At 71.5% G+C, this 25,670-nt stretch carries 17 protein-coding genes; 10 read left to right on the forward strand and 7 right to left on the reverse strand.

Going from position 1 to position 25,670, the window contains the following annotated elements; translation table 11 throughout:
- Positions 1-94 precede the first annotated feature (94 nt).
- Positions 95-1,333 (reverse strand): LIC_10091 family protein, encoded by a 1,239-nt coding sequence (locus O0S08_RS21590; protein ID WP_269041092.1) that lies wholly within the window; start codon positions 1,331-1,333, stop codon positions 95-97.
- 246 nt (positions 1,334-1,579) lie between these two features.
- Here O0S08_RS21590 and O0S08_RS21595 point away from each other — a divergent pair, with 246 nt between their 5' ends.
- From O0S08_RS21595 to O0S08_RS21615, 5 genes are all read left to right on the forward strand, one after another.
- Complete coding sequence (locus O0S08_RS21595) at positions 1,580-2,344, forward strand: ABC transporter ATP-binding protein (protein WP_269041093.1); 765 nt, start codon at positions 1,580-1,582, stop codon at positions 2,342-2,344.
- A 2-nt stretch (positions 2,345-2,346) separates the two neighbouring features.
- Entirely contained in the window at positions 2,347-3,213 is an 867-nt protein-coding gene (locus O0S08_RS21600; RefSeq protein ID WP_269041094.1) for an ABC transporter permease, read from the forward strand.
- Positions 3,213-5,171: a Gldg family protein gene (locus O0S08_RS21605; protein ID WP_269041859.1), complete on the forward strand. Its 1,959-nt coding sequence runs from the start codon at positions 3,213-3,215 to the stop codon at positions 5,169-5,171. Before O0S08_RS21600 ends, O0S08_RS21605 begins: the two co-directional genes overlap by 1 nt.
- Complete coding sequence (locus O0S08_RS21610) at positions 5,168-6,514, forward strand: DUF4340 domain-containing protein (RefSeq protein ID WP_269041095.1); 1,347 nt, start codon at positions 5,168-5,170, stop codon at positions 6,512-6,514. Before O0S08_RS21605 ends, O0S08_RS21610 begins: the two co-directional genes overlap by 4 nt.
- A gap of 178 nt (positions 6,515-6,692) precedes the next feature.
- Positions 6,693-8,840: an APC family permease gene (locus O0S08_RS21615; RefSeq protein ID WP_269041096.1), complete on the forward strand. Its 2,148-nt coding sequence runs from the start codon at positions 6,693-6,695 to the stop codon at positions 8,838-8,840.
- A gap of 73 nt (positions 8,841-8,913) precedes the next feature.
- On the opposite strand, the gene O0S08_RS21620 is transcribed toward O0S08_RS21615, so the two are convergent.
- The gene (locus O0S08_RS21620) at positions 8,914-10,026 is read right to left on the reverse strand and encodes a succinylglutamate desuccinylase/aspartoacylase family protein (RefSeq protein ID WP_269041097.1); all 1,113 of its coding nucleotides are present in this window, start codon (positions 10,024-10,026) and stop codon (positions 8,914-8,916) included.
- A gap of 15 nt (positions 10,027-10,041) precedes the next feature.
- Positions 10,042-12,492: a VIT domain-containing protein gene (locus O0S08_RS21625; RefSeq protein WP_269041098.1), complete on the reverse strand. Its 2,451-nt coding sequence runs from the start codon at positions 12,490-12,492 to the stop codon at positions 10,042-10,044.
- 110 nt (positions 12,493-12,602) lie between these two features.
- Here O0S08_RS21625 and O0S08_RS21630 point away from each other — a divergent pair, with 110 nt between their 5' ends.
- Together O0S08_RS21630 and O0S08_RS21635 are read left to right on the forward strand one after the other, a co-directional pair.
- On the forward strand, positions 12,603-13,502 hold the full coding sequence (locus O0S08_RS21630; RefSeq protein WP_269041099.1) for a hypothetical protein: 900 nt from the start codon (positions 12,603-12,605) through the stop codon (positions 13,500-13,502).
- 50 nt (positions 13,503-13,552) lie between these two features.
- Positions 13,553-14,893 carry an AgmX/PglI C-terminal domain-containing protein gene (locus O0S08_RS21635; protein ID WP_269041100.1) on the forward strand — a complete coding sequence of 447 codons (1,341 nt, stop codon included), beginning with the start codon at positions 13,553-13,555 and terminating at the stop codon, positions 14,891-14,893.
- 128 nt (positions 14,894-15,021) lie between these two features.
- Here O0S08_RS21635 and O0S08_RS21640 read toward each other — a convergent pair whose 3' ends face one another.
- The 4 genes from O0S08_RS21640 to O0S08_RS21655 form a co-directional block, all read right to left on the reverse strand.
- The gene (locus tag O0S08_RS21640) at positions 15,022-15,240 is read right to left on the reverse strand and encodes a hypothetical protein (protein WP_269041101.1); all 219 of its coding nucleotides are present in this window, start codon (positions 15,238-15,240) and stop codon (positions 15,022-15,024) included.
- Positions 15,241-15,290: 50 nt separating this feature from the next.
- Positions 15,291-16,976 carry a hypothetical protein gene (locus O0S08_RS21645; RefSeq protein ID WP_269041102.1) on the reverse strand — a complete coding sequence of 562 codons (1,686 nt, stop codon included), beginning with the start codon at positions 16,974-16,976 and terminating at the stop codon, positions 15,291-15,293.
- Positions 16,977-17,040: 64 nt separating this feature from the next.
- On the reverse strand, positions 17,041-17,889 hold the full coding sequence (locus O0S08_RS21650; protein WP_269041103.1) for an HTTM domain-containing protein: 849 nt from the start codon (positions 17,887-17,889) through the stop codon (positions 17,041-17,043).
- On the reverse strand, positions 17,886-18,422 hold the full coding sequence (locus tag O0S08_RS21655) for a hypothetical protein (protein ID WP_269041104.1): 537 nt from the start codon (positions 18,420-18,422) through the stop codon (positions 17,886-17,888). Before O0S08_RS21655 ends, O0S08_RS21650 begins: the two co-directional genes overlap by 4 nt.
- A gap of 86 nt (positions 18,423-18,508) precedes the next feature.
- On the opposite strand from O0S08_RS21655, the gene O0S08_RS21660 reads away from it, so the two are divergent.
- From O0S08_RS21660 to O0S08_RS21670, 3 genes are all read left to right on the forward strand, one after another.
- Positions 18,509-20,077, forward strand: a complete 1,569-nt coding sequence (locus tag O0S08_RS21660) for an ATP-binding protein (protein WP_269041105.1) — start codon at positions 18,509-18,511, stop codon at positions 20,075-20,077.
- Positions 20,059-24,021, forward strand: coding sequence for a hypothetical protein (locus O0S08_RS21665; RefSeq protein WP_269041106.1), 3,963 nt, complete (start codon positions 20,059-20,061; stop codon positions 24,019-24,021). The genes O0S08_RS21660 and O0S08_RS21665 overlap by 19 nt, the downstream gene beginning before the upstream one ends.
- Before the next feature lie 164 nt (positions 24,022-24,185).
- On the forward strand, positions 24,186-25,634 hold the full coding sequence (locus tag O0S08_RS21670) for a choice-of-anchor L domain-containing protein (protein WP_269041107.1): 1,449 nt from the start codon (positions 24,186-24,188) through the stop codon (positions 25,632-25,634).
- Positions 25,635-25,670: the final 36 nt, after the last annotated feature.

Genomic DNA, 25,670 nt, shown 5'->3' on the forward strand with positions numbered 1-25,670 from the left:
TGGTTCGGCCCCGCGGGCCGGCGCGGGGACCGGACGCGCGGGGCCGCGTCGGCAGGACGAGGCTGCAGGGAACCGGCCTGCAGGCGGCGCGGCGCTAGCGATGCGCGAAGGTTTGCGCGCCCTCGGCGGCGCCGCGGGGGGCGAGGCCGATCAGGCTGAGGCCCTTGACGCCGGTGTCCTTGTTGAGGGTGCCGTCGATCTCGGCGTAGCGCAGCATCGGGTTGCGCGAGCGGTTCTTGCGGTCGCCGAGGCGGGCCCGGAAGTCCGACAGCGGCTGGACCTGATAGGCCCACAGCTGATCGGCGTGGACCCACTTCTTGCTGTAGATGGTGCGCAGCACCAGCGACTGCTCGTCGCCGGCGAGGGCCTCGACGTTGGCGACGAACTGCTTGTTGTAGTCGAAGTACTCCTCGGCGTTGCTGAAGTAGACGATCCGCACCGGCAGGTTCAGCGCCTTCGCGGCGGCGCCGACCGATTGCAAGGAGTTGGGGCCGGTGAGGTCGCCCGCCATCATGCGCACGCGATCGGCGAGGAACATGTTGCGGACGTACTGGTACATCTCCGGGTTCGACATCCACGCCGTCGGCTGGTCGTTCTGGTGGCGCCGGTACACGCGATCGAGGTGGATGAAGACGGTCTCGCGGGCGGCCCGGTAGAGCCGGACGATGCGCTTGCGATCGGCCTCGGGCAGGCCGGCGTAGGCGGCCTCGAGGATCTTGACGCTCTCCTCGACGGCGCCCTCGGACCAGCGGTCGAACAGGGTCTTCGGATCGGGCGAGGCCTCGACGAGCGCCTCGTAGCAGCGGTGGAGGTCGACGACGCTCTGATCGATGTCGAGCAGGAACATCAGCTCGCTGCCGGCCGCGGCCGCGATGGTGTAGTTCTGATCGGAGCCGACGCCGACGTAGACGCCGCCCTTGCCGCCGACGTACGGGAAGAACACGTCGTGCCGGACCTCGTTGCTCTTCATGTAGTGGATCGGCGTCGTGAGCAGGCTGTCCTCGGGGCCAGCCAGCATCGCGGTCCGCTGTTCGCCGGTCAGCGGGGCGGTGCCGCCGGCGCCGGCAGGCGGGCTGGGCGGGGGATCCGCCACCGGGGCGGCGGCGGGCGCCGGCGCGGGCGTGCGCGCAGGCGCGGCGGGCGTGGGCTCGGGCGCGGGGCTGGTGCCGGCCGACAGCGATTGATGGGCGCTGGCCGAGGACGCAGCTTCGGTCGGGGGGCGGCCGCCGCACGCGATCGTGAGCAGGAGGCCGAGGGCGCACGCGGGCGACATCCAGCGCTGAAATCCGCGGGTGAGGCGAGGCAAATTGCGTGGGCTCGGGGAGACCGGCATCGGCGAGAGCCTATGCCACAAGCCCGGCAATGTTGGGAAATTGGTGCTTGTCAGTTCGGGGCGGAAGGAATACACATGCGGGCGCGCGGGTAGGTCCCGCGCCGCCGCACGTGCCGCGGATCCGCGGATTGGTCCCGGATCCACACGTGGAGCCACCGCGGAGCCCCGCGGAGACCCGCTCTGCAGACTGGCCGTCGCGTGCGACCCGAGCGGCCGCGCGCGGCCGCCCCCGCGAGAGCAGCACGCATGACCACGCACGAATCGAACTCCAATCGCAGCGTGACCATCCGCGCCGAGAGCTTGTCGAAGATCTACGGCGACTTCGCCGCCCTGCACAGCGTCACCTTCGAGGTGCGCAAGGGCACCGTCGCCGCGTTCCTCGGCCCGAACGGCGCCGGCAAGTCGACGACGATGAAGATCTTGACCGGCTACCTCGCGCCGACGTCCGGCAGCGCGAGGGTGCTCGGCTTCGATCCGACACACCCCGACCAGCGCATCGAGATGGCGCAGCGCCTCGGTTACCTGCCCGAGAACGGCCCGCTCTACAACGACATGACGCCCCGCGAGACGCTCGAGTTCGTCGGCAAGGTCCGCGGGCTCGGCAACGGCCTCAAGTCGGCGATCGAGCGCGTGACCCGCCAGTGTGCCATCGGCGAGGTGTTCGACAAGCCGGTCGGCAAGCTGTCGAAGGGCTTCCGCCAGCGCGTCGGGATGGCCCAGGCGCTGCTGCACGACCCCGAGGTGCTGATCCTCGACGAGCCGACCAGCGGCCTCGATCCGCTGCAGATCCGCGACGTCCGCGAGCTCATCCGCGAGCTCGGGCGGACCAAGACGATCCTGCTGTCGACGCACATCCTGCAAGAAGTCGAGGCGGTCGCCAGCGAGGTGATCGTGGTCGGCGAGGGTCGGCTGGTGTTCTCCGGCACGCTCGACGAGCTGCGCGCCGGCAGCACGGTCGAGCAGCGCTTCTACGCGCTGATGGACCAGAAGCGGCGCAAGGAGGCCGCGTAGTCATGGCTTCGACGTCTTCGAAGGACGTGATCCTCGGCATCGCCGGCAAGGAGCTGCGCAGCTTCCTCGGCAACCCGACCGGTTACGTGTTCCTCACCCTGTTCATCGCCCTGTGCGCCGGCGCGGCGTTCTGGCCGCGCGAGTTCTTCGACCGCAACCTCGCGGATCTGGCGACGCTCAACCGGCAGATGCCGGTGATCCTGATGCTGTTCGTCCCCGCGATCACGATGACGCTGTGGGCCGACGAGCGGCGCGCGGGCACCGACGAACTGCTGCTGACGCTGCCGGTCCGCGACACCGAGGTCGTGCTCGGCAAGTTCCTCGGCGCCGTCGGGGTGCTGTCGATCGGCCTGGCGTTCAGCCTGGCCAACGTCGGCGTGCTGGCCTACCTCGGCGAGCCCGACGTCGGCCTGATGTTCTCGACGTTCCTCGGCTACTGGCTGATGGGCACCCTGTTCGTCGCCGTCGGCATGATCGGCTCGCTGCTGACGACCAACGTCACGGTGGCGTTCGTGCTCGGCGTGCTCGGCTGCGCCGCGTTCGCGCTGGCCCAGTCGGTGGCGATCGGCGGCGGCGTCATCGGCGTCGCGCTGCTGGCGGGCCTGGCCTCGCTCGGCTGGCTGGTCGCGTTCGGCTCCGGCATCCACGCCGGCTACGCGGCGCTGGTCGGCGCGTTCGTCGGCGTGGTGCTGTGGCTCGGCGACGTCATCCCCGGCTTCACCGGGCTGTTCGCAGCGTTCGACGCGCCGTCGCACTTCGCCAGCTTCGGCGAGGGCGTGCTCCGCCTCGGCGACGTCGTGTTCTTCGCCGGCGGCACGGCCGTCGCGCTCTACCTTTCCGGTCTTCTGCTGTCCCGGAGGCACTGGTGATGCACCCGCGCGTCCATCGCTTCATCCGCTTCGCGTCGATCGCCGTCACGGCGGTCTCGCTGACCTACATGGCCCAGCGCGCCAACGTGCGCGCCGACGTCACCGCCGAGAAGCTGAACCAGGTCACCTCGGCCACCCGCGACCTCATCGACGCCGTCACGCCCGAGCGGCCGGTGGCGATCCACGCGTTCGTGTCGCGCGAAGTCCCGCGCGACTACGTGACGGTGCGCGCGCGCCTCCTGTCGGTGCTGCGCGAGATGGAGGCCCGCGGCAAGGAGGGCCTGACCGTGCGGATCGTCGAGCCGTCGTCGTTCTCCGACGAGGCGGTCGAGGCCGAGGAGAAGTACGGCATCCGCCCGCAGGTGGTCGCCAACCGCGACGGCGACCGCGTGCAGGAGATGCAGGTGTTCCTCGGCGTGGCGGTCACCAGCGGGCCGCACGAGCAGACGATCCCGTTCATCGACCGCGGCATGTCGCCCGAGTACGAGCTGGTCCGGGCGCTGCGCACGGTCACGCAGGAGAAGAAGAAGGTGGTCGGGGTGCTGCGCACCGACGCGACCATCATGGGCAACTTCGACCTGCAGGCGCGCAAGCAGCAGCCGGCCTGGCGCGTCATCGGCGAGCTCAAGAAGCAGTACGAGGTCCGCAGCCTCAACCCCGGCGCCGAGATCCCGAAGGACGTCGACGTGCTGCTGGTGCCGCAGATGAGCAGCATGACGACTGCGCAGCTCGAGCACCTGAAGAAGTACATCGACGAGGGCCGCCCGGCGCTGCTCACCGTCGACCCGATGCCGCTGTTCGACATGCGGCTGTCGCCGAGCGAGCCGATGCTGCCGCCCCCGGGCCAGAACCAGGGGATGATGTTCGGCATGCAGGACCAGGGCGGGGAGCCGAAGGGCGACTACCTCGGGTTCCTCGAGAAGATCGGCGTGAAGTGGGAGTCGGACAAGATCGTGTTCGACACCGACAACCCGCACCCGCGCTTCGCCGGCAGCCCGCCGCAGGTGGTGTTCGTCACCGAGCGGCCCGACGGCACCAAGCCGTTCGACAGTCAGGACCCGGTGGTCGCGGGCATCAACGAGGTCGTGGTCCTGTTCGGCGGCGCGATCAAGCCGGCGGCCGGGTTCGAGGCGCAGTTCGTGCCGCTGCTGCAGACGGGCACGAGGGGCGGCTACAACAAGTTCGAGGAGATGACCGAGCGGCACATGCTGTTCGGGCTCCAGGGGCCGATCCTGCCGCGCCAGCGGACGATGACGGGCGCGAGCGAGGTCATCGCCGCGCACATCACCGCCGGCGAGACGTCGGGCGAGGCGGCGAGCAAGGGCAAGAACGTGATCGTGGTCGCCGACCTCGACATCTTCGGCGACCAGTTCTTCGTCCTCAACGAGCGCGGCGGCGACCTCGACGGCGACGGCATCGACGACCTGCGATTCGACAACGTCACCTTCCTGCTCAACGCCATCGACACGCTGACCGGCGACGCCGGCCTCGTCGAGCTGCGCGGGCGCAAGGCGCAGTACCGCCGCATGACGACGATGGACGCGCTGACGAAGGAGGCCGACGACAAGCGCAACGCCGAGATCGAGGCCGCCAACGCCAAGGCCGAGGTCGAGCTCAAGGGCGCCCAGGAGGCGCTCGACGCCGCGGTCAAGAAGATCCAGGACGACGCGTCGCTCGACGAGACGACCAAGGCAGTCCTGCTCAAGAGCCGCGAGGAGGCCGAGAACCGGCGCCTGGCGGCCAAGCGCGAGACGATCGAGCGCGACAAGGCGCGCGCGCTCAAGGCCACCGAGAACGAGCGCGACAAGGCGGTCGAGTCGGTGCGCGCGAAGGTCCGCCTGCTGGCCAGCACGACGCCGCTGTTGCTGCCGATCGTGCTGGGCTTCGGCGTGTGGCTGCGCAAGCGCGGCCGCGAGGCCGAGTCGATCCCGAGCTCCCGGAAGCGAGGTGCCGCATGAACCGCACGACCATCCTCACCGCCGTCGTCGCGCTCGCCAGCCTCGGCGGCGCCCTGGCGATGCGCCCTGGACCTGTCCCTCAGGTCAGCTACGAAGACACCGGCCAGCTGCTGTTCCCCAGCTTCACCGACCCGTCGCAGGCCGCGAGCCTCGAGGTGATCGGCTGGGACGAGACGGCCGCCCGCAACACGTCGTTCAAGGTCGAGCTCAAGGACGGCCGATGGACCATCCCGAGCCACAACGACTACCCGGCCGACGGCACCGAGCGCATGGGCAAGGCCGCGGCGTCCTTCATCGACGTGAAGAAGGACATCTACCGCGGCGACCGCCCCGAGGACCAGTCGAGCTACGGCCTCGACGACCCGACCGACCCCAACGCGAAGGAGCGCGGGCAGCGGATCACGATCAAGGACGCGTCCGGCACGGTGCTGTCCGACGTGATCGTCGGCAAGAAGGTCGAGGACAAGGAGGGCTACCGCTACGTCCGCCTGCCCGACCAGAAGCGCGTGTACGCGGTCAAGATCGACGTCGACATCTCGACCAACTTCACCGACTGGATCGAGAAGGACCTGTTGCTGCTCGAGCAGGACCAGGTCGTGTCGTTCATGAGCGACACGTACAAGGTCGACGAGAGCCAGGGCAAGGTCACCGGCAGCGACCCGTTCCTGGTCAAGAAGGACGCGGCCGACCCCGAGGGCTCGTGGCTGCTCGCCGAGGGCTCGACGCCGATCGCGGGCAAGGAGCTCGACCCGTTCAAGGTCAAGCAGGCGATCAGCGGGCTCGACCGCCTGCAGATCGTCGGCGTGCGCCCGCGGCCGGAGATGCTGACGCTGCAGGCGCTGCAGTCGAAGGGCTTCTTCGTCACCCGCGACGGCTCGCGCCTCTACGGCAACGAGGGCGAGGTCAAGGCCATCTGCGACGACGGCGTGGTCTACAACCTCTACTTCGGTGAGGTCACGTACGACTCCGGGCTCGCGCTCACGGCCGGGCAGGAGGGCGCGGAGGCGGCGCCCAAGCCGGAGGACGAGGCGGCGGCCAAGAAGGACGCCAACCGCTACATGTTCGTCGACGTCTTCTACGACCCGACGCTCGACACCAAGGCGACCGCCGGCGGCAACCCGGAGGACGCCGCGGGCGCCAAGCGGGCCAAGCAGCTGTCGGCGCGCTTCGGCAAGTGGTTCTATGTGATCTCCGACGCGAGCTTCAAACAGATCCGCAAGGCCAAGACGGAGTTCTTCAAGGACGCGCCGGCGGGCAGCGGGGCGACGCCCGCGAGCCCGGCGGCGCCGGTCAAGCCGGCCGCGCCGAAGGTCGAGAAGAACGAGCAGAAGAAAGCGCCCTAGTCGGCGGAACTCGAGTTCGCGGCCGGGCGGGACGCCCGCATTTCGGCCCCTCACACAGCCCGGCGGCGCCCGCTCCGGGCTGTGTGCATTTTCGCCCCGGCGCTTCGGGCCGGCCGGGGACGTGGTCCGGATCGGTTGTCATCGCCGGCCGGCGCGGGCATAAGTCGCATGGCGCCGCATGGGGAGCGAAACAGACGAGGAGCCCTCCAGACCCCGCCTCAGCTGGCGAGAGGGCTTCTATCTCGTCGGGCCGCAGCCGCTCAGCACGCCTTACTTCGTGTCGGGCTTCTTGCTGGCGGCCGGCGTCGGCTACGCGACGCCGGTGGTGCAGGTCGGCCTGTACGTGCTGCTGCTGCTGCTGGCGCCGCTGTACATCGAGGCGGTGCTGCTGACGCTGTCGAACGGCGGCACGTACATGATGACCCGCTACGCGCTCGGCCACCTCGGCAAGCTGGCCGTGGCGGTCTCGGCGTTCGTCGGCGTGATCATCTCGATCTCGTACGCGGTGTCGACGCTGGCGTGCCTGCTGGCCTACGGGGCCCACATCACGGCGCTGAGTCAGGTGGTCCTCGGGACAGGTACGGTCGGCGTGGTCGGCCTGTCGGCGCTGCCGGCGATCGTGTTCGGGATCTGGGTGACGCCGAAGGAGTGGCGCTACGTCGCGCTGCGCCAGGGCCTCATCGCCTTCGTCGCGCTGCTGTTCTCGGCGGTGGTGCCGGACCCGATCATCGCCACCTTCGCGCCGATCGGGATGCTCCTGCGGCTCAACAACTTCGGCCTCAAGCCGAGCGTGCGGGTGTCGAAGGCGATCTTCCTCGTCAACCTGCTCATCATCGGCGCGACGATCGTGGCCGGCTACGTGTGCCTGGCTTTGCAGGGCATCGACGCGTCGGCGGTGTGGGCGGGCTACGGCCGGGCGGCGCCGGCGGTGCCGCTCGACGCGACGTTCGACATCGGCATCATCCCCGGCCTGGCGATGCTGTCCGCGCCGATCCTGCTGGCGGGCGTCGGCAACGGGGTGCTCAGCGCGACCGGGGTCGAGACGGTGATGAACATCCCGGAGGAGCTCGAGAACCCGCAGCGCGACGTGCCGAAGATCTACTGGGCGATGCTGCTGACGCTGCTGGTGGTCGGCGGGTCGCTGGCGCTGCAGGTGTTCCTGCTGCTGCCGCCCGAGGTGCTGCTGTCGCGCAGCGGCGACCTGGTGGGCGCGCTCGGCTACCACGTCGGCACCACGCTCACCGGCGTGTCGGGGGTCGGCGGGGCGTGGCAGGCGGCGCTGGTGGCCAGCGCGGCGCTGATGCTGATCGGGGCGGTCAACGCCGGGTTCGCCGGGTCGCGCGGGCTGTGGCTGGCGATGACCCGCGACAACCTGCTGCCGCGCGCCCTGATCACGCCGAACCAGCGCGGGGCGCTGGCCCGGCTGCACTGGCTGCTGCTGGCGGCGGCGCTGCTGCTCGGCTCGCAGTCCGACTGGAACCCGCTGTCGCTCGACCGCTGGCACAAGGCGATGTTCGGCCTGGTGATGTTCTCGGGGATGGCGGCGTTCATCCTCCTGCGCCGCTTCAAGGGCGAGGAGCGGCGGGTCTACACCGCGCCGTGGAACATCAGCCTGCTCGGCACGCGCGTGCCGGTGGCGGCGTTCCTCGGGGTCTCGGCGCTGTCGTACGCGCTGCTCAGCCTGTGGGCGGCCAGCTCCTCGCACCTCGAGGAGCTGCGCACTCTGGTGTGGGTGGTGCTGGTGCTCGTCGGCACCGTGGTGCTGGTCTACAACCACCGGCCGCTGATCCGCGCCGGCTACCGCTACGTCCGCCGCGTGCTCGAGACGGTCGAGTCGACGGTGATCGATCCGCAGCAGCGCACGGTGGTGGTCGCGGTCGGCGGCGTCCGCGTCGGTCGCCTGGTGTCGAAGGCGATCGACCTGGCGCACCAGCAGAGCCGCACGACCGGGATCCCGTACCGCCAGGTCGTCGTGTTCCACATGACGAAGGGCGTCCGCAGCGAGTTCGTCTACCGCATCACGCAGGACTCGATCCGCCCCGAGGGCATCGAGGGCGCGACGGTCCGGATCTTCACGGAGCTGACCGAGATCGCGCCCAAGGACCTCGACCTGTACCTGGCCCTGGTGCCCCACAAGCAGACGCCGCAGCACAAGAGCCTGCTCCACGCCGCGTTCGACGCGCTGGTCCGCTTCCACGAGGCCCACAGCTTCAAGGGCCACATGGTCATGATCGGCACCTACGGGGTGAAGCCGGCCGACATCGAGGAGCTGCAGACGCGCCTCAGGGACACGACGCTGGTACCCGTGCCGCTGTTCGACGACTGAACGTCGGGGCATGTCCGGCGGGACATGCTCGCGCGGGCATGTCCGCACGGGCATGTCCGTTCGGGCAGGCGCGTCAGCGGGCGCTCGCGGGGTCGTAGTGCGGGTCGAGCTCGACGGGCGGGCCGTCGTCGGGGACGGCCATGTGGACGACTGCCTCGCCCTCGTAGCAGAGGACGCCGTGGGGCAGGGCGAGGATCCAGCCGTCGACGTCGGCCCGGATGTCGCCGCCGGCCGGCAGCGAGCGGCCGTGGATGTCGCTCAGGGTGGCGAGCCTGTCGCCGACCCGCACGAGGTCGCCGGGCTCGACGTGGTAGTGGACGATGCCGGTGGCGCGCGCGCGCGGGACCAGAGCGCGCATGACCGGGAACTCGACCCGCGGGATCGGGATGCCGACGAGCGGCTCGAGCGCGCCGGGCAACATGCCTGCGCCGCGCAGGACGTTGAGGCAGGCGACGATGCCCGCCTGCCGCGCGGCCGGATCGACCGCGCCGGTCAGGCCGAGCTCGACGGTGATCGCGGGGATGCCGGCCTGCAGCAGAGCAGTGCCGCTGACCGAGCGGTGCAGCCGCGCTTGCAGGTAGCGGTCGCTCGGGATCTCGTTGACGACCGGCAGGCCGCTCCAGGCGCACAGGGCGTCGAGGCGATCGGCGAGCTCGCGGGCGGCCGGCAGATCCTCCGGCCGGCGGTAGAGGACGCGATCGCGGATGATGAAGCAGCAGGCGCGCAGGCCGTAGCAGTGCAGGTCGACGAGGAAGTCGGCGCGGCGCATCTCGGCGAACAGGCGCGCGTAGCCGGCCTCGAGCACGGCCGGGTGATCGCTGCTGCTCTGGCCGGGCTCGGGCGGGAAGTCGGGGAAGAGACGGTTGGGGTCGCGCCGGTCGAGGTAGGAGACGCGCTGACGGGCGTGTAGGCCGGCCGGGTTGAGGCTGGGGATGGCGACGAGGGTGCCCCGCAGTTGCTCGGCGAGGCCCTGCTCGAGGAGGCCGTGGACGACGCTGAGACCGGTGACCTCGTCGCCGTGGATGTTGGCGGTGATCCACACGGTCGGACCAGGCTCGCGCCCGTGGACGAGGACGATGGGCAGCCGCTCGAGGTGGCCGGTCGGCAGGGTGGCGAGCTCGAACCAGCCGTGGACGAGCTCGCCGGGAGCGGCGACGACGTCGCCAAGCGCGAAGGAAGTCGTCATGCCTTCAAGTGTGCCTCAGCCGGGCTCGAGGACGAAGGGGTAGCGCACAGTGGCGACGTTGGGGGCGTCGGCGGGGAACTTCCAGCGGCGCGCGGCGGCGGCGATGCACGCTCCGACGCTCTTTTCGGCGAGGGTGTCCTCGAACACAGTGGCGCTGCCGACTTCGCCGTTGGTCTCGATGCGGATATCGAGCGTGACGCGCCCCTTCAGGTTGGGGTCGCGCGCGAGGCCCTGCTCGTAGCAGGCGCGCACCTCCGCGACGTGCGCGCGGACGACCCGGCGAATGACCTCGCGGTCGAGCGAGCCCAGGACCTCGGCCTTGGCCTGGCGCACAGTGGGCACCCGCGTGCCGCGACCGCCGAAGCCTGCGCCGGCGCCGCGACCGTAGCCGCTGCCGTAGCCGCCGTGACCGCCGCCGCCCTTGCCGATGAGGCCGGTCGAGCCGAGGCCGATGGTGCCCTCGCCGGCGCCGCTCATGTCGACGCCGAAAGGTGATTCGACGGGGATCTGCACGGTCCGCAGGGTGCCGTCGGGCTGCCTCTCGCTGCGCTCGTCGACGGCGACGAAGGCGGTGTAGGCGGTCAAGATCCGGTGGCGCAGGGCGAGCGCGACGACGGCCTCGCGGGCGTCGCCCGTCAGCTCGCCCGGGTGCTGGTTGAACGGGTAGAGGCCGAGGTCGTCGATCCGCTTGCGCGCCCACATGCTGGCGAGGCCGTCGTGCTCGGTGACCCGCGCGCCGGCGAGCTTGACCGGGAGCTCGACGTCGGCGCCTCCGAGCTTGCCGCGGACCTTGACCTCGCCGGCGAGGGCGCCGCTGTAACGACCGTGGAGGACCAGCGGCTGGCCGGCGAACAGGTCGGGCAGGCGGACGGGAGCGATGTCCTCGATGTCGAGGCCGCCCCAGTCGATCGAGATGTCCGTGAGGACAGGTCGATCGATGCTCTCGTAGAACTCGTCGACGACGGCGTTCGGCCGCTCACCCGGGCCGACGACGATGGCGCTGCCGCGGCCGACGCGGCCGAGGCCCTCGACGAGGAAGCGGTTGACGCTGCTGCCGACGCCGAGCGCGAACACTCGAGCGTCGCGCCGCTTGGCCGCGAGGGCCTCGAAGATCTGCTGCTCGTTGCCGATGTAGCCGTCGGTCATGAAGAGCACCATGCGCAGGCGCTCGGGGTCCTTGGGGGCGTCGAGCGCGGCGGCGACGCCGGTGAGCATCTCGGTGCCGCCGCCGGTGTTGCGCGCCCCGGCCAGGAAGTCGAGCGCGCGCCGGCGGTTGTCCTCGGTGTTGGCGACGCTGCCTGGCTCGAAGGACAGGGCGCCGCTGGCGAAGGTGATGAGGTTGAAGGTGTCGTCGCTGCGCATGCCCGCGAGCGCGCGCTCGACCGCGGCCCTGGCGGTGTCGAGCGGGACGCCGCCCATCGAGCCGGAGACGTCGACGACGAACACGAGCTCGCGCGGGCGCGAGCGGCCGGCGTCGAAGCCCTGCGGCGGCTGGATGGTGAGCGCGAAGTAGCCGCCGCGGTCATCTGTCTTTTGGGCCATGATCTCGGCGCGCGGCTGGGCGCCGGCGAGCCGCCAGCCGAGCTCGAAGTCGCGGTCCGCTCGCACGGGCCCGCGCGCGAGGGCGACTGCGACGCCCTGCGCGTGCGGAGTGACCGTGACCGCGTGCATCTTCGAGGTGACGTCGGCGACCGGCAGGGTGGTGTCGATGTCGACGGCGATCTCGACGGGGACGCACGAGTCGACGCCGGGCGCGAGCATCGGCGGGGTGATGCGATCGGCGTCGGCGACTGCGCCGGGCGGGTTGTAGCGGGGACCGACGACCGTGGGCAGGGCGAGCGAGTAGCGGCCGGAGCGCTGACGCAGCGGCTGCACGAGGTGGATCTCGACCTCGATGGTCTCGCCGGGGCCGATGTTGGTGACGGCCTGGGTGAAGACGTTGGGCCGCTCCTGGGTGAGGAGCGCGGCGGTGCGACCGGCCTCGCGGGCCTCGTCGTAGGTCTTCTGCGCGTCCTCGCGGCGCTTGAGCAGGCCGTGGATCGAGCGCGAGCCGATGCGGATCCAGTAGTCGTCGACGGCGGCGTCGTCAGGCAGCGGGAAGGTGTAGACGGCCTCGAGGCGCTCGCTCTGCGGGTTGACGAAGGTCTGGGTGACGGTGGTCTCGGCGAGGGTGCCGACGACGACCGTGTCGTAACGGATGGCCTGGAGCGGGAGGCCGAGCCAGCGATCTCCGGCGGCGATCTTGAGCTGGGCCTGATCGGGGGCGACCGCGGGATCGATGGCGACGAGCTCGGTGGGCCGCGGGCCGCTGCAGGTGGAGGACTCAGGGCCGGTGTGGAGCACCCGGTCGGTCGACTCTGCGCTGTCGTCGGGGGCGTCGAGCTCGGGGTCGTCACTTTCGGCGACGGGGGTACAGGCGAGAGCGAGCAGCGACCACAAGGACGAGAGCGCGAGCGGACGGACCAAGGTGCACCTCCACGGCATGCAGCGGGCCAGGAGACAGGCCGAGGCCGCGAAAGTTCCCCGCGCACGGTGCGACGGGCCCGCGCACGCGAGACGGCGTATACTGAAGATCGGTGAGGACAAGAGGGACGATCGTTCGCAGTTCGTTCGCGCTCGGCGCGGTGATGTCGATCGGCGGCTGCTTCCACGACTCGCCGCCGCAGCTCGGCTGCGCGAGCGAGTCGGTGTGCACGACGACGTCGGCGAGCACGACGACCACGACGATGGAGCCGACTACGTCGACGACGACCACCACGGGGGAGTCGGCGGAGCCGCGGACGTTCCGCATCGACTCGCTGCGCCTGGTCGACCCGCACCTGTTCTCCGACATCTGCTTCGATGTGACGGGTCTGGTGAACATGTTCGGCCTGACGCAGCAGATCGGCGACGGCGAGCTGAACCTCATCCTGCACTTCGCGGACTTCGATCCCGGGGCGCTGGCCGCGGTGCTCGAGGAGGCGCTGTCGTGCGACCTGACGGCGCAGACGTGCGTGCAGGACGAGGGGGTGAGCCTGCAGCTGCCGGTCGAGCGCATCACCGAGGCGCCGTGCCTGGCGGTCGATCCGGCGGTGTTCGCGACCATGAACGCGGCGTCGCTCAACCAGCCGGAGCCGACGTGCTTCCGCACCAGCGCGGTCGAGCTGGCGCTGCCGCTCGGGGCCGCGGATGCGCCGATCAACATGTTGCAGACGCAGGTCGCGTTCAACTTCGACGACCCCGACGATCCGCAGGCGATCCTGCACGGCGTGATCTCCGGGTTCATGACCCGCGCGTCGGCCGAGGCGGTCGACATCGAGGTGTCAGGGGCGGACTACAATTTGTGGGCCCTGGTGCAGGGGCCCGAGGGCTGCGCGGAGAGCCACCCCGACTTGCTGCCCAGCGTGGATGAGCTCGCCGGGCCGGACGGGCCCATCGAGGGGGTCTGGCTGGCGTTCAACGCGACGGCCTCGCGCGTGGCGCTGGTGCCGCCATGAGGCGCGAGGGCGGCCGGGAACTTCACGCGCGGGCCGACGTCCAAGCCCCCGTGACCGAACGCGCCCGTCCACTGGTGGTCGAGGTGGTGGCCCGACAGGGCGCGACGATCGTGGATGTGACAGCGGTGGGCGGGCGGGTCCGCGCCTACCGGATCGGTGAGGGGCCGCTGGCGCAGGCGACGGTGGCCGTGCCCGGGGCCGACGCCGAGGGGTGCTGGACGCTGGTGGCGCTGGGCGGCGATGGGCCGCTGCTGCGGCTGCCCGCCGGTGCGACGGGCGAGCTGCGGGCCGGCGAGGCCGAGGCGCGGCCGCTGTCCGCCGGCGAGGCGATCGAGCTGGCGAACGGGACATGTGCGATCGTTCAGGTCGGTCCGCTGACGTTCGAGCTGCGGGCGGCGCCGGCCGAGCCGCCGGTGAAGTGGAAGCCCGTCATCGAGTGGCCGCTGTGGCTGGCACAGGCGGCCTCGCTGGCGCTGTTCCTGACCCTGGCGCTGCTGGTGCGGCTCTACGGGCCGAAGGCCGAGCCGCCTCGCTGGGACGACCCGGAGCTGCAGGAGCGCCTGATCCGCTACACGGCCGAGCTGCCGCCGCCGCCTCCGAAGACGTCGGAGCCGGGCGCGGCGGGCGAGCGGGCGAGCGAGGCGCCGCGCGAGGCGATCGCGCGCGCGTCGCGGCCGACGCCGGTCGAGGCGCCCGCTGCCGGGACGCCCGCGGCGCCGGCGGTGACCGGGTCTCGAGGACAGGATCTCGAGGACAGGTCCCGAGAGGCAGGTTTTCTGGGGCTGGCGGAGTTCGACCGGATCTTGCGCGAGTACACCGCGTCGCTCGACCGGTCGATCCGCAACTACGCGCCGTCGCCAGAGAGCGACTCGGCGTGGGCGGCGGCGACCCGGACGGTGCCGCGGGCGATCGCCGGGCTCGGACTCGGCGAGACGATCCGCGGCGGGGGCGGGGTGGCCGAAGCAGTGGTCGACCTCGATCTCGGCGAGCTGCTCGCAGGCCTGGCGGCCAAGCGCAAGCGCGGTCCGCCGGGGACGGGCCGCAAGGAGGCGGCGTTCACCCGCGCCGCAGTGCCGGAGGTCCGCGAGACGCCGCGTCAGAGCGTGGAGTGGACTGCCACGGTGGGGCAGGATCTGATCCGCGGGGTCATCCGCCGCCACACGCCCGAGGTGCGCAAGTGCTTCCGCGAGGGGCCGGCGACCGGCAAGGTGGAGGTGGCGTTCACGATCGGCAGCGGCGGCAAGGTGCGCGCGGCGGCGATCGAGAGCAGCACGGTCGACCACGCCGGCGTGCAGAGCTGCATCACGTCGACGGTGAAGTCGTGGACGTTCCCGACGATCGTGGCGGCGACGGGGGACGTGGCGGTGCGCTACCCGTTCTCGGTCGGCTGAGCCGATGAATCACTGCCACGCCGAGCGCAGCGCTGCATCACGCTGAAGTCGTGGACGTTCCGACGCGCGGCGCGGCGACGGGGGCCGTCGCCGTGCGCTATCCGTTCTCGGTCGGCTGGGCCGACGGATCACTTCTTGCCGAACAGGCCGCCGAGGCTCGAGCCGAGGTTGCCGAGGTCGACGTTGCCGATCGCGCCGCCGGCCGAGCCGAGGGCGGCGTCGACCTGACCGGCGAGCGGCGCGGGGAGCTTGGCCTTGAGGAAGTTGGCGACCGTCTCGATCGCGCTGCGAGCGTTGCTCTCGGAGATGCCGGTCTTGGACACGATCTGCTGGATGAGCTCTTCCATAGGGGTTTGGGCCTCGGTGACGGCAGTATGCGAGCCGCCGCGCGGCGGCGTCAACCGGGTCCGAGGACGATCGGGGCCTCGATCAGGCGCGGGCGCGCGTCGGGGTGCGGATCGTCGGGGAGGAGCTTCGGCTCGCTCCGATCGGCGCCGACCATGGTTCGCCAGCGCCGCGGCACGCGCCGCAGGGCGATCGGGTAGACGACCAGGGCGCCGTCGCGGCGGATGTGCAGGCGGAGGAAGTGCTTGAAGTCCTGGATCCGCAGCGACGAGAACGCCTCGTTGCCGTGGCGGCCGAACACATTGACGGCGACCAGCAGGTAGAGGCCGAAGATCGCGGCGCTGAGCGGCCAGCCGAGGCCGAGCAGGAGGCCGAGGCTGAGGCCGAGCTCGCCGGCGCTGTCCCACTCGAGCGCGAAGGCGCGGCCGAGCTGTCCTCCGAGCCAGGCGAGGACGAGGACGGCGAGGGCGTGGCCGACCGCGTGGCTGAGGCCGGCGAGCGCGCGCAGGTGCGGCCGGCGGGCGTCGGCGAACCACACGAGCGCGCCGGCGGTGACGAGCAGCCACAGCGAGGCCCACGGCGAGCGCAGGGTGGCGCACAACATGTCCGAAAGGGCAGGCAGAAATTCGGCGGCCGGCGGGCCGCCGAGCGCGGCGTGCATGTTCCAGCCGATCAGGAGGTAGAGGAGGCCGGTCACTGCGCCGAAGCTGGGGTTGTAGAGGGGGAAGGCGAGGTTGCGCCAGGCGAGGCGGCGCGAGGTGGCGGCGTCGGGGAAGGCGCAGCGCAGGCCGTAGCCGCCGGCCAGGGGATCGTCGTGGAGGACGTGGGTGGGGTGGAGGAAGGCGCCGCCGCCTCCGGCGGTGATCTTCTGGATCCGCCCGTCGGCGGTGGCGTGGCGGCGGTAGTGGTGCAGGTCGCCCGAGAGGAACACGCGGATCCGCTGGCCGAACAGCCGCTCGAGGAAGGCGAGGTTGCCGTCGCGGACGCGGCGGGCCCGAGCCGTGCGATCGCGCTGCTCGTGGGCGCGGACCCAGTGCGGCTCGGCGGTGCAGAGGATGATCTTGGCGGCGGGTCCCATGCGCTCGGCGAGGGCCCGGAAGTACTCGACCTGGTTGGCGTCGATGTCCGAGCCGAGCTGGACGTCGACGCCGACGAGCCACCAGTCGTGCGGCAGGCGGGCGGCGAAGTAGCTGGCGCGTTGATGGACCTGCCAGCCGCAGAACCACTGCTTGTCGAGGAACAGCTTGGTGAAGGTGGCGAGGCTGTCGTACCAGTCGTGGTTGCCGGGCACGGCGAACAGCACCGGGTGCGGCGGCTCGCTGTGCTCGAAGGCGCACTCGTACGGGAGGACCAGGCGCTGCTCGTAGGCGGCGCGACTCGGGGTCGGATAGACCTGGTCGCCGCCGAACACCAGGACGCTGGCGCGCGGCAGCTCGTAGGCGCGGCCGTGCGGACCCTGCACGCGGAGGATCGGCCGCGTGGCCCAGTAGGCGACCGCGTAGGTCGGGTTCCAGCCGTCGCCCGAGTCGGACACGAAGTCGAGCACGAGCTGGTCGCGGTGCGCGAAGTCGGTGAGCTCGTGCGTGGGAGTGGGCCGCAAGATCCGGCGATCGAGCTGGTCGCCGAGGGCCGTCGACACTGCGACGCGACCGGCCGTCTGCATCAGCTGAACCGGCGCGTACCAGCGCACCATGTCCGCGGGGGCGTGGAGGTCGCGGGCGGTCGGGAGGTCGGTCATGGCCGACACGGCAGTATTTGGCCGGTCGCAGGGCGGTGCCATGCGCGAGGCCGCGAGATGTCCTTCAGGACAGGCGCGCAAGCAGCCGGCGCAGCCGCGTCGGATCGACGAACACGAGGTAGAGGCTGATCATCTGCAGGCTGAAGTAGACGAGCTGATACATGGTGACGGCGACCACAACGTGGAGGCCGACGCCGAGGAGGAAGCCGAGCGGTCGCAGGCGGCGTGGGACCAGCAGGAGCGGCGCGAACAGCTCGAAGCCGAGAGCGGCGTGCTGCAGGATCGTCCACGCCCCGGCGGGGAGGACGCGCAGCAGCCACGCGGCCGCTTCGGTGCAGTAGACGCCCTGGATCTGCACCCACAGCACGTCGTCGTAGGCGAGCCAGTCGCCCCGCAGCGACTTGCACAGGCCGGAGGCGACGTAGTGGATCAACAGCGAGACCTGCAGCACGCGGATCGGCCAGGCGGGGATCCTGGCCTCGGGGCCCTGTCCCGAAGGACCTGGCGCGAGGGCCAGGACCAAGAAGCCGAACACGTAGAGGCGGTTGATCGTGAAGGCGCTGATCGGATCGGCCAGCGAGACGTAGACGAGGCCGGCGATCACGACCCAGGTGGCGGCCCGACGCGCCCAGCCGAAGATGACGGCGAGCATGGCGCCGAAGTAGACGGCGAAGAACGGGCCGAGCGCGCCGCGCGTGAGCAGCGGGACGTGCGGGGCGTAGTAGGCGTCGACGCCCGGCGCGGGGTGATAGCCGACGGCGGTGAGCCACTCGCTCGCGTGCTGGGCCCAGGCGAGGGTGTAGAAGACGAGGGTGTAGGTGAAGGCCTGGCGGAACGCGTCGAGGCGGATCGGGTCGACGGGCTCGTACCAGAAGCGCTCCCAGCCGGCGCGGGCGCGGGCGAGGAGGGTCATGGCGCGCGCTCCGGGAAGTCGTGGACGGACAGGACGCGCCGCTCCTGGCGCGGGACCTGGGCCAGCGGCGGCCGCCTCCAGGCGCCCTGGGCGACGTCGTCGGGGCGCGGGACGAAGCCGGCCCAGACGAAGCGCAGGCCGATGATCGGCGGCAGCTCGGGGTGACGCCCGCGATCGCCGGCGACGAGGTACTCGGCGACCTCGCGGCGGCCGGCGTCGCGCTGGACGCCCCAGGCGACGAGGAAGCGGTGCAGCCGGGTGCGGTGACCGAACGGCTCCATGCCGAAGTCGAGGGTCTCGTCGAGCTGCTCCCACTCGGGGCGCCCGGACCGCCGCACCTCGACGAAGTACATGTTCCACACCTTCGGGCGGACGGGGAACAGGCAGGCGACGTCGTGCCAGTCGTGCAGCAGCGCCGGCTCTCCGGGGATCGGCGCCCGCCACAGGCCGTGATAGGCGGTCGGGGCGATCCACAGGAGGATGAAGGCGGCGACACACAGCCGATCGCGGAGGCGGGGGCGAAGAGCGTTCATGCGCGCCGGGGCCTTGAGAGCCCCGGTTTGCCACGCCTGTCCGCACCTTGTCGAGCCCCGCGCGGCCGCGGCATCATCGCCGCTGCATGGCGGGCGCGCAGGGCATCGTCGACGAGGCGCTGGCGGGGCTGGTGCACCAGTTCGCCGACCCGATGGCGTGCTTCCGTGAGCTGGTGCAGAACGCCATCGACGCCAACTCGAACGAGATCGACATCCGCTTCGCCCACCAGGACGGCCGCCTCGTGATCGACGTCGACGACTACGGCGACGGCATGGACCGCCGGATCATCGACACGCGGTTGACGCGGCTGTTCTCGTCGACCAAGGACGACGACCGCACGAAGATCGGCCGCTTCGGCATCGGCTTCGTGTCGGTGTTCGCGCTGGGACCCGACGTGATCCGCATCGACACCTCGCGCGCGGGTGAGCACTGGCGGGTGGTGTTCGGCCCCGATCGCACGTTCACCCGCGTGGCCAGGCCCGAGCCGGTCGACGGCACGAAGATCCGGATCTACAAGGCCGCGGGCCTCGAGGAGGCGCAGGCGTTCGCGCGGCGGGCGACCGAGGCGATCGCGTACTGGTGCCGCCACGTGAGCGTGGAGATCCGCGTCGACGGGCGCGTGCTCAACGAGCCGTTCGACGTGCCCGCGCGCTGCAAGGTCGACCTCGAGGTCGGCGAGGCGCGCGTCGTCGCCGGCTACGCTGCCGACGGCGTCGGTCGCGTGGGTTATTACAATCGCGGCCTGACGCTGCTCGAGGAGGCCGGCGGCGAGTTCCCCGGCGTGCACGTGAAGGTGTGGTCGCCGGCGCTCGAGCACACGATGACCCGCGACAACGTGCTGCGCGACGAGGGCTACGAGCGGGTGATGGGGCACGCGCGCAAGCTGATCCGCGGGCCCTTGCGCGAGCGGCTGGTCGAGGTGCTCGCCGCCGACGTGCCGGCGTGTCACCGGCCCGGCGAGCCGCACGAACACCTGTACGTGGCGCTGGCGAACCTGCTGGCGCGGCGGGAGGCGCCGGCGGCGGCGCGACAGCGGCCGTTCGTGCGCACGATCGACGGGGCGCTGGTCGACCTGGCGACGCTGACGCGGGCGAAGCAGAAGCAGCGCCTGTGGTCGGCGGGGGTGGCGTCGCCGGTGACGCGGCTGCTGGTCGCGCGCGGCGACGTGGTGGTCGCTACCGCCGGCGAGTCGGGCCTGCTCGCGCTGCTGCGCGCGGTCGAGGCGGCGCCGACGCCGGCGGAGCAGGAGTGGTTCGCGACGGCGCTGGTCCCGGTCGCGCAGCGTCCGGCCGGTTGGGGGCCGCTGGCGATCGCGGTGCGGGCGATCGCGGGCGTGCAGCTGGCCGGGGTCGAGCTCGCCGAGCTGGCGTACGCGGGCTCGCCGGTGGCGCAGCGGGTCGCGGTCGTGCAGGCGTCGCCGGGCGGGCTGTCGCGGCTGGCCGACGCGGCCGCGCTGACGCCCGGCAGCTGGCTGGTGCTGCACCACGGCCACGCGCTGGTGCGCGAGGCGCTGGCGCTGGCGTCGCGCGAGCCGGAGTTCGCGGCGGTCAAGCTGCTCAAGCTGTTCTTCCTCGAGCGGCCGGATCTTTCGACCAGCCGGGCGACGGCCCTGACGGCCGCGGCCGTGGAGGCGCGATGGCGACGGACGAGCTGATCGCGGCCCTGTGCGCCGAGGGCCGCGTCGACTCGCGCGGCGGGTTCTCGCTCGACCGCGACAAGGCGCGCGAGAAGCTGCGGACGTTCCAGGTGGCCGAGCCGCACCGCTACGTGCTCCACCTGGTGGCGCTGGCGGTCCTGCGCGGGGCGACGCGGATCGCGTTCGAGATCGACACCGACGATCTGTGGGCCCGCTTCGACGGCGCGCCGCTGACCGAGCACGACTTCGAAGACCTGTACAGCTCGAGCTTCGCCGCCGCGGGCAGCGAGGTCGAGCGGGCGCGCCAGCAGCTGGCGGTCGGCCTCAACGCGGCGCTGGCCCTGAACCCGCGCCACGTGCGGGTGACGAGCGGCCCGCCCGGCGGACGCGTGCGCCTCGAGGCGAGGCACGGGGCCGAGGACCGCATCACCCGCGTGCCCGAGGACCGCGACATGGGCACCGTGGTCCACGTCAAGCAGCGGTTCCGGCCCGGCCTGGCCGTGCGCTTCTTGAGACATGTCCGTGGGGACATGCTCGAAGAGATAGCCTTGCGCGAGCGCGTGGCGTTCGCCCATGTGCCGGTGACGATCGACGGGGCCCCGATCGGGCGGGCCGACCCGCTCGCGGGGCTGGTGCAGCACCAGCGCCAGGTGCGGGACGGGGAGGGGCGGGTGTGCGTGGTCGGTCTGCGCGACGACCCGCACGCGCAGGCCGAAGTGCGCCTGGTCCGGCACGGGGTGTGGGTGTCGACGCTGCACCTGCCGCACCTGCCCGGCGGGATCCTGGCGGTGGCCCGCGACGACTCGCTGCAGACCGACCTGTCGGGCCAGGAGGTCGTGCACAACGCGGCGCGCGATCGCTGCCTCGCGCTGGTCGAGCTCGCGGCCGAGGCCTCGCTGCTCGACTACCTGCGCGACCCCGGCCGCGACGACCGCTGGTTGCGGGCCCGACTGGTGCGCTCGTGGCTGAAGTGGCCGCGGATGCGCGACGCGACGACGCCGCTCGGGACGGCGATGGCGGCGGTGCCGTGGTGGCGCGACATCTTCGGCGCGCCGGTGAGCCTGGCGATGCTGCGGGCCGCGCTCGAGCGACAGCAGGCGGTCTACTACACGCCGGCGGAGTTCGCCGAGCGGCTCGAGAAGGCCGCCGAGATGGTGATCGCCACGCCGCCAAAAGCGGTGGGCGTGCCCTGCGACGACGTCCTGATCCTGCGCGAGCTGTTCGGCGACAAGCTGCGCGATCGCACCCGCGAGCTCGAGCGCGAGGTGAGGCGCGGCGCCCGGCGCCGACTGTGGCGCGCGCGGCCGACCACGCCCGTCCTCGAGCCGTCGCGCTATTCGGCGCTGGCGGCGATCCGCGTCGAGACGCCGGCGCGCCCGCTCGAGGGCCAGGTCGGGCTCCGCCGCGATCGCAGCGGGCCGTCGATGGTGCGGGTGATCGTCGACGGCCACCTGCTGTGCGAGCTCGGCGTCGATCTGCCGCTGCCGATCGACGCGGTCCTCGCCGGGGTCGAGGCCGACGACGACTACGAGGGGCCGCGGCGTGACGACCGGCTGGCGCTGGCCCTGCTGGCGCTGCTCGACGCGGGGCTCGAATTGGTCGAATCGGACATGTCCCAAAGGACATCCTCGGAGATCGACGCGAACGCGCTGGCGCTGGCCCGCGGGTGGCTGCGGCTGCGTCACGCGCCGGAGGCGTCGCAGCAGTGGCTGCAGCGGTTCGGCTTCCGCGAGCCGCAGGCGATCGAGGCCGCGGGGCACCCGCGGGTGCCCGCGCTCCCGCGCGTGCGTCCGAAGCGGACGCCGGTGACGGCCGAGCAGCTGCTCGCGCCGTGGCTGGCCGAGTGCGAGAAGTTCCCCACCTCCTGCGGTCGTTTTCTCGGCGTCGGGGCGCTGGCGCTGGCGCTGGCGCGCGGCGACAGGGTGGTGTGGACCGACGAGCCCGTGCTGCTGGCGGGGCCGCCCGACCGGATCGTGCTGATGCTCGACCGCAGCGCCGAGGCGCTGGTGGAGCAGCTGTTCGGCGCCGCGATCCCGCGCCTCGGCAGCAAGGAGATCGAGGCGCTGGCCGCCGAGCACCGCTTCATGGCGCGACCGGCGGAGGAGCCGGCGCTGCCGAAGGGGCTGTGCGCTGCGGAGGTGCGGATCGTGGACGGGCCGCTCAGGGCGGTCCTCGGGCTCAAGTTCTTCCGCGCCGGCGAACCGCCGCCCGCCTCGGTGCGGGTGCTGGTGCGCGGGCGCAAGCTCGACGAGCGCGAGGTGTGGGCGCCGTTCGGTGGCATCGTCGCGGTGGTGCAGGACGATCGGCTGACGCCGAGCGCCGACTGGGACGAGGTCGTCCGCGACGCCGCGTGGCGAGCGGTCGAGCAGGCGCTGTTCGAGGCGATGCCGCTGCTGACCGCGGAGGCGCTGCGGCGCGCGCCGCTGATCGTGATGCTGGATGTCCTCGCGGCCAGCTTCCCGTCGCAGGCGCTGCGACGCGCGTGGGAGCGGCTGATCGAGGTCGAGGGCGCGAGCATGGGCGAGGGCTCGTACGAGCTGTTGCTCGGGCTGGCCTCGCAGGTCCAGCTCGAACGGCTCGACGAGGTGCTCGAGCGGGCGCTGCGAGTGCCCGCGCGCAGCGCCGGCGAGCGACGCGTCCACCCGATCGGCAACATCGCCAAGATCGCCGACGACTGCGGCTCGCGCATCGATCCCGCCCGCGCCCGCACCATCGCCAACGTGTTGCGGGAGATCCGGTCGCTGTGCGGACAGCAGCGGCCGGGCGCGTCGCTGGGGCGGCAAGTGCTGGCCGGCGGCGGTCCGCTGGTCCACGAGCAGACGTTCCGCCGCAGCGACGGCGCCGTGGTGACTCTGGCGGCGCTGATCGAGCAGCACGCGCGCGGCCAGGCGATCGAGTACGTGCGATCGGGGAGGGCCGACGAGGGGTCCGTCGACCCGCACGTGCTGTGCCTCGCTCGCGTCGACGAGGAGCGGCTGCTGCGACTGTTCGGCGAGGGGGCCCTGCGGCCCGCCTCTTCCGGGTCGAAGAAGATCGCCCAGCTGCGTGCGCCGGCTCTGCCGACCGCTCCTGGCGACGCGCTGGCGATCGGGTTCGTGCGCGGCAGCGACGTCGGCGGCTGGTTGTGGATCCCCGCCGGGGCCGAGGAGGAGGACTGCCGGGTCGGCCTGTACACGGAGGACGGCGCGCTGCAGCGGCGGGTGTCCTTGCTGCCGCCGCTGCCGCTCGCGGGGGCGGTCGTCGGCAGCGGCGTGTGGTTGGAGGGCTTCAAGGTCGAGATGTCGACCGAGGCGCTCCAGGCCGTGCGCGACGCGGCGTGGCGGCTCTACGACGCGCTGCTTCAGCGATCGGACCCTGCCGTACTGCTGGCGGTGCGGCGGATTTCGGGGCGGATCGGTGGGGCTCGCATGCCGCAGCAGCTCGAGCCGCTGCGCGACCGCCTGCGCCAGGCCGCCGGCGCGGGTCAGCACGAGTCGGTGCCGCCGAGCCCGCCGAACGAACATGACCTCGCGGACATCTTCGCCGCGCTCGAGGCCGCTGCCCGCGAGCGGGCGAACTCGGCTGCGCCGGCGGTGATCGATCCGCCGCCGCCACTGTCTCCGCCGGGCACGCCCGACGTGCGGCTACTGGAGGCAATTCGCACCGAGCTCCGAGCCTTACGCGAGCGACATGAAAGGTTGCTGTCGAACTTCAACCTCGAACACCTGAGGCTGGTGGCGGCCGGGCCGCGCGCCGAGGCTGTCATCCTCGGCGCCGAGGCCGTGGTATTGAACACCAGTCATTCGCTCGTGGAGCGGGCTGCAGCCGAGTTTGACCGCGATCCCTGGTGGGTCGACATCCTCGCCTCGTTGGTGTTCACGGCCTTCAACGTGTGGCGCGACGAGATCACCGACGCCGACGAGCAGGCCTTCCATCACTCGCACCTGGAGCGGGTGGCCCGGCGAATCGCTACTCGCGGGTAGCGAGTAGATGTCCCTTCGGACATGTCTCGTGGGTGCATGTCCAGATGTCGCCGAATCCTGGGATCGGCGCGTGTGTGGAAACGCGCTAGCAGTGGCGCGCGGGTCTCTGATAGAAGCGAGCTCGACCTCCAAGGTTCGACTTTTCTCTCGCGAAGGATCCGACGATGACGAAGAACAGTGATTGGCGTGTGACGGGACTGGGCCTGCTGGTCCTGCTCGGCGCGTGCGGCGACAGCGTCGACAGCGGCATCACCGCTACGGCCGACGAGACCTCGACCTCGAATGGCACGAGCGAGGGGTCGGCGACGACGACCCAGGGTTCGAACTCCAACAGCGAAACCAACAGCTCGCCCACGACGACGGCCGGCTCCGAATCGGACTCGGAGGGGCAGACCACGACGACGACGACGACGGGGCCCACCACCGAGGCGGAGACCGAGGGCGCGACGAGCACGACCGATCCCGGCACCTCGACCGATCCCGGCACGACGACCGAGGACGACTCGACCACCACCCAGGGCGTCGACACCACGACGACGACCGACGGCACCACCACCACCACGACCGGCGACGAGACCACCGGCAACGACACCAACGACACCGGCGACGAGGAGTGTCCGCTGGCGCAGATGCACGTGCCGTGCGACGCCGACTCCAACGACGTGCTGCACGCGATCGGCCTCAATTGCACGTCGCTCGGCGGGCAGTGGGTCAACAATCAGAACGCGGTGACGGTCGCCAACTCGGTTTTCCAGGCCGCGCCGCCGATGCAGGGGCAGCAGGCGTGGCAGGTCGCCAAGTCGTTCGGCACCTACATCGACCCGAACACCAACCAGCCGTTCTGGGGCTCGCGCGAGGGTGACAAGGTCCTGCTCATCAGCTCGGGCCTGCTGCCGCCGCCGAACGGGCAGGGCGCGGTGATCGTGCCCGACGGCGACGTGTTCAACGACGTCGCCGTCGGCGGCCAGTGGGACTCCGACTCGATGCCCCCGCCGATGACCGCGGTGAACGGCAGCCCGGACCCGATGGGCTTCACCAACTGCGACGGCACCAACGACTGCTCGAACACCATCGCCGCTCAGTGGGCGCTCGGCGGCGGCGACGCCGAGGACAAGATGTGGTTCGGCTTCGAGGTGACCTCGCCGGCGATCGCCAACGGCCAGACCGCCGACGCCAACGGCTACACCTTCGACTTCGCGTACTTCTCGGCCGAGTTCCCGGAGTGGGTCGACACCGACTACAACGACATCTTCGTCGTCTGGCAGTCGTCCGAGGACTACACCGGCAACGTCACCTTCATCAACGGGCAGCCGCTGACCGTGACCGCGCTGTGGCCGATCGAGTTCCAGGGCGAGTGCGAGTTCTTCGATCCGAACTGCCAGGGCAGCGACCCGCACCTCCAGGGCACGGGTCTCGTCAATGAAGGCGGCGCGACCGGCTGGTACAAGGCGACCGGCGGCGTGAAGCCCGGCGAGACCTTCTCGCTGACCTTCGCGATCTTCGACATGGGCGACTCGAGCTACGACACCACCGCGATCCTCGACAACTGGTCGTGGGACTGCGAAGGTTGCGTGCCCAACGAGGTCGACGACTGCGGTATCGCGCCGCAGTGAGCCGTGGCCGCTGACCGCGGCACCGCGAACATCCAT

The sequence above is a fragment of the Nannocystis punicea genome, from assembly GCF_026965555.1.
Classification (GTDB): Bacteria; Myxococcota_A; Polyangia; order Nannocystales; family Nannocystaceae; genus Nannocystis; species Nannocystis punicea.

Coding starts and splice junctions, on each gene's coding strand:
- O0S08_RS21590 (WP_269041092.1), bottom strand. CDS start 1,333: ATGCCGGTCTCCCCGAGCCCACGCAATTTGCCTCGCCTCACCCGCGGA.
- O0S08_RS21595 (WP_269041093.1), top strand. CDS start 1,580: ATGACCACGCACGAATCGAACTCCAATCGCAGCGTGACCATCCGCGCC.
- O0S08_RS21600 (WP_269041094.1), top strand. CDS start 2,347: ATGGCTTCGACGTCTTCGAAGGACGTGATCCTCGGCATCGCCGGCAAG.
- O0S08_RS21605 (WP_269041859.1), top strand. CDS start 3,213: ATGCACCCGCGCGTCCATCGCTTCATCCGCTTCGCGTCGATCGCCGTC.
- O0S08_RS21610 (WP_269041095.1), top strand. CDS start 5,168: ATGAACCGCACGACCATCCTCACCGCCGTCGTCGCGCTCGCCAGCCTC.
- O0S08_RS21615 (WP_269041096.1), top strand. CDS start 6,693: ATGGGGAGCGAAACAGACGAGGAGCCCTCCAGACCCCGCCTCAGCTGG.
- O0S08_RS21620 (WP_269041097.1), bottom strand. CDS start 10,026: ATGACGACTTCCTTCGCGCTTGGCGACGTCGTCGCCGCTCCCGGCGAG.
- O0S08_RS21640 (WP_269041101.1), bottom strand. CDS start 15,240: ATGGAAGAGCTCATCCAGCAGATCGTGTCCAAGACCGGCATCTCCGAG.
- O0S08_RS21645 (WP_269041102.1), bottom strand. CDS start 16,976: ATGACCGACCTCCCGACCGCCCGCGACCTCCACGCCCCCGCGGACATG.
- O0S08_RS21650 (WP_269041103.1), bottom strand. CDS start 17,889: ATGACCCTCCTCGCCCGCGCCCGCGCCGGCTGGGAGCGCTTCTGGTAC.
- O0S08_RS21655 (WP_269041104.1), bottom strand. CDS start 18,422: ATGAACGCTCTTCGCCCCCGCCTCCGCGATCGGCTGTGTGTCGCCGCC.
- O0S08_RS21660 (WP_269041105.1), top strand. CDS start 18,509: ATGGCGGGCGCGCAGGGCATCGTCGACGAGGCGCTGGCGGGGCTGGTG.
- O0S08_RS21665 (WP_269041106.1), top strand. CDS start 20,059: ATGGCGACGGACGAGCTGATCGCGGCCCTGTGCGCCGAGGGCCGCGTC.
- O0S08_RS21670 (WP_269041107.1), top strand. CDS start 24,186: ATGACGAAGAACAGTGATTGGCGTGTGACGGGACTGGGCCTGCTGGTC.